The organism is Bartonella sp. AP88XZML (assembly GCF_042195565.1).
Classification (GTDB): Bacteria; Pseudomonadota; Alphaproteobacteria; order Rhizobiales; family Rhizobiaceae; genus Bartonella.
Map to the genome: position 1 here is coordinate 1 of NZ_JBHIOQ010000083.1, position 2,890 is coordinate 2,890.

The following is a 2,890-nucleotide window of genomic DNA, read 5'->3' on the forward strand; positions in this document are numbered from 1 at the left end:
TTAAGTGCTCCAACTTATCAAGCAATTGGAGGTCTTGGAGCTATTCCTCATCAGTATCAGAATTATATGAATCATTTGATGAATACTCCAACATCGTCTGCGAGAAACCTTAACTGGATTGCATCTGGTGGTTTGATGGGACCGAATTCTCAATTTGATGAGGAACTTAAAGAGGGCTTAAGTGAAATAAGAAATAGCATTAATCGACAGTTTTTAGGGAGTGGTCTTTATGGCTCTAGTGCGCATAACAATGAGTTACAGAGGGGGCTTAATGATGAATTAGCTCGTATCAAGTATCGCCAGCGTGATAGAGATTTACAGCATATGATGCAAGCCAATTCGATGATTGATCAACTAAATGAAAACCGCTTAGGCATGATAGGCAACTTATTCCCCTCTTATAATAATGCCTATTCGAATATGTTGCAGGGGTCATCTGTTCTTAATGACTACAATCAACGCCTTGTTGATGCCAATAGAGAACGTTGGCTGGAACAAGACAATAGCGGCTGGAATAGGTTGAATATGCTTATGAACGCCGGTCATGGCTTTGCAAGAAATTACGGCACGACAACGAATAATGTGTCAGAATCTAAGATGCATGGTAACGACCCTTGGAAGAACGCTATAGGGATTTTAGCTAGTATTGCTAATTTTGCAGGAAAAAAGTGAGGTAGTTATGCAAAATAGTAACGATAACATTTTATCAAGACTTCTTAAGTCTATGCATGTAATGAGCCAATATGTACCACGTATACGTTTCAACGATCTAGAAGACGCCAAACAACAGGAAAATAATTTACCTTATTTAACCCCTTCTTCCCCTATAGCAACTTTTGGTTCACAATCAAATCCTTTAGGTTTAGCTAAAAATACTTCACCTTTACCAGATGTAAGTTCGTCTTTAAGATCGGCAGGCAGAAAACCGTATGTACCGTCTTCAGTCCCTTCTTTACCAGTAGCGATCTTTGGTTCACAACCAAATCCTTTAGGTATTGAACCTTTGCCTAATGCAATTGAAACTTCAGATTTGGCATCATTGAAACCAAAGCAGTCTCAATTACCAGAGCCTATTTCATCTGTAGAACCACAGAAGTCTGTACAGCCACAACAGAGTACTGTTCCTCACCAAGATACTGGTTCTCAACAGAGTTTTTGGGATTACTTGCGTAGTCCTGAGTTTTTACAAAGATTATCAGATTATGGGATTGGTTATGCATTATCAGATGGGACGATAGCACAAAGTTTAGCGAATGCAGCTATGAATCTTCGTCGTGGTGATATGGAAAGAGAAAAAAGAGGACAGGTTAACCAGACTGTCGAGTATCTAAAGTCCAAAGGCTACAGTGAAGAAGAGGCGCGGTTCATGGCTGGGAATAAAGATGCGTTGAATGCGTTTTTTGCACAAACGATCAACGGTGGAAACAGGAATCCACAATTTACCAATGACGGTAGGATGCTTGTGGAAGATCCGAATGCACCAGGTGGATATAGATATGTTACGGTTGAAGGTGGAAAAGCACATGAAGATATGCAAAAGCGTGAACAGTTGAAAAAATTACAAATAGTAGATGCCAAAATTATGAGAGAAAGTACATCACATGCAATAAATTCGGCTCTTGAGATACTTAAGGAAAATCCTAAGTCATCTACTGGTCCAATTGGTCAATTTTTACAGAATTTGTGGAACACACCGGCAGCACGTTTAAGGGATCATCTTGAAACAATCAGGGGAGGAGCAATGCTTCACAGGCTAGAGAGGATTAAAGCGCTATCACCTAATGGTGCTTCAGGATTGGGTAATTTGACTGATAAGGAAGGTGTAAGATTAGAAAATGTTTATGTTGCTTTGCAACAGAGTTTATCTCCTCAAGAGCTTATAAGGAATTTGCAACGTTTACAGGAGATTTATAACAAAGCAACAGATGCGCAATTAGCTATTTTGATGAATGATAACATAACAGCTGCGGATGTAGATGAAGCATTTGGAAGTGGTTCGCAACTATCACAAGGGAATTTGATAAATATACCAAAGATGAGTTTAGAAGAGGCATCTATTAAGGATAACGTACCTTATTTTAGGGACAGTTCTAGTGGTAAATTTTTGGTTGAGGATTAAATAGTAATGGACCCTTATAACATTTCTGAGAAGATGCGTTCTCAATATGTATATGCCAAGAATGGGAAGCGTTTTCGCGTAGTTGAAGATCCTGCTGAGATTGAAAAAATTATAAATTTACATGCTAACAGTTCATCTTCATCTCAATATGTATATGCTAAGAATGGGAAACGTTTCCGCGTAGTTGAAGATCCTGCTGAGATTGCGAAGCTATCTAATTCTTTTTCTGAAAGTCAACAAAACACAAAAGATCAATCAACTACAACAGATGATTTTTCATTTGATGATAAAGATCTTACGTGGCGGAATGCTGTTATGAGAAATAGCGCGTCTGGTGCGATGGCAGATTATTTTGACGAGATGAAAGCAGCGAATGAAGCGGGTTTTATAGATTATTGGCGTGGTGATAAGAAAGCAGAGGAGATATATAATAGACGGGTAGCCAAGGAACGTGCTTACCAAAAAGCCTTGCAAGAGAAATATCCTATTTGGTCCTCTATAGCTTATGCTGTTGGTTCACTTGTACCGACAGGACTCTCACTTTTTGTGCCTCCATTAAGGGCTTTGGCTCTTGCAAAGCATATGTCAACACTTAGAAATCTTGGTAATGCGGCGCTTTTAGGAGCAGGTTCAGGAGCTTTACATGGTTCAGGGGCGGGAGAGGGGCTTTCTGGTCGTCTTATATCGGCAGGGTTTGGTGGTGGTATTGGAACAGTAGCTGGTCCTGTTGGTTCTCTTGCCGGTACAGTTGCTTCTTGGGGTACAAAAAAA

At 39.8% G+C, this 2,890-nt stretch carries 2 protein-coding genes and 1 pseudogene; all 3 read left to right on the forward strand.

Going from position 1 to position 2,890, the window contains the following annotated elements; translation table 11 throughout:
• Window positions 1–672, forward strand: a 672-nt coding sequence (locus ACFIK2_RS08385) for a hypothetical protein (RefSeq protein ID WP_375677154.1), incomplete at its 5' end; no start/stop codon positions are given.
• Window positions 673–679: 7 nt separating this feature from the next.
• Window positions 680–2,119: a hypothetical protein gene (locus ACFIK2_RS08390; RefSeq protein ID WP_375677155.1), complete on the forward strand. Its 1,440-nt coding sequence runs from the start codon at window positions 680–682 to the stop codon at window positions 2,117–2,119.
• Window positions 2,120–2,125: 6 nt separating this feature from the next.
• Window positions 2,126–2,890, forward strand: a pseudogene (locus ACFIK2_RS08395) (glycine zipper family protein); the annotation flags it as partial.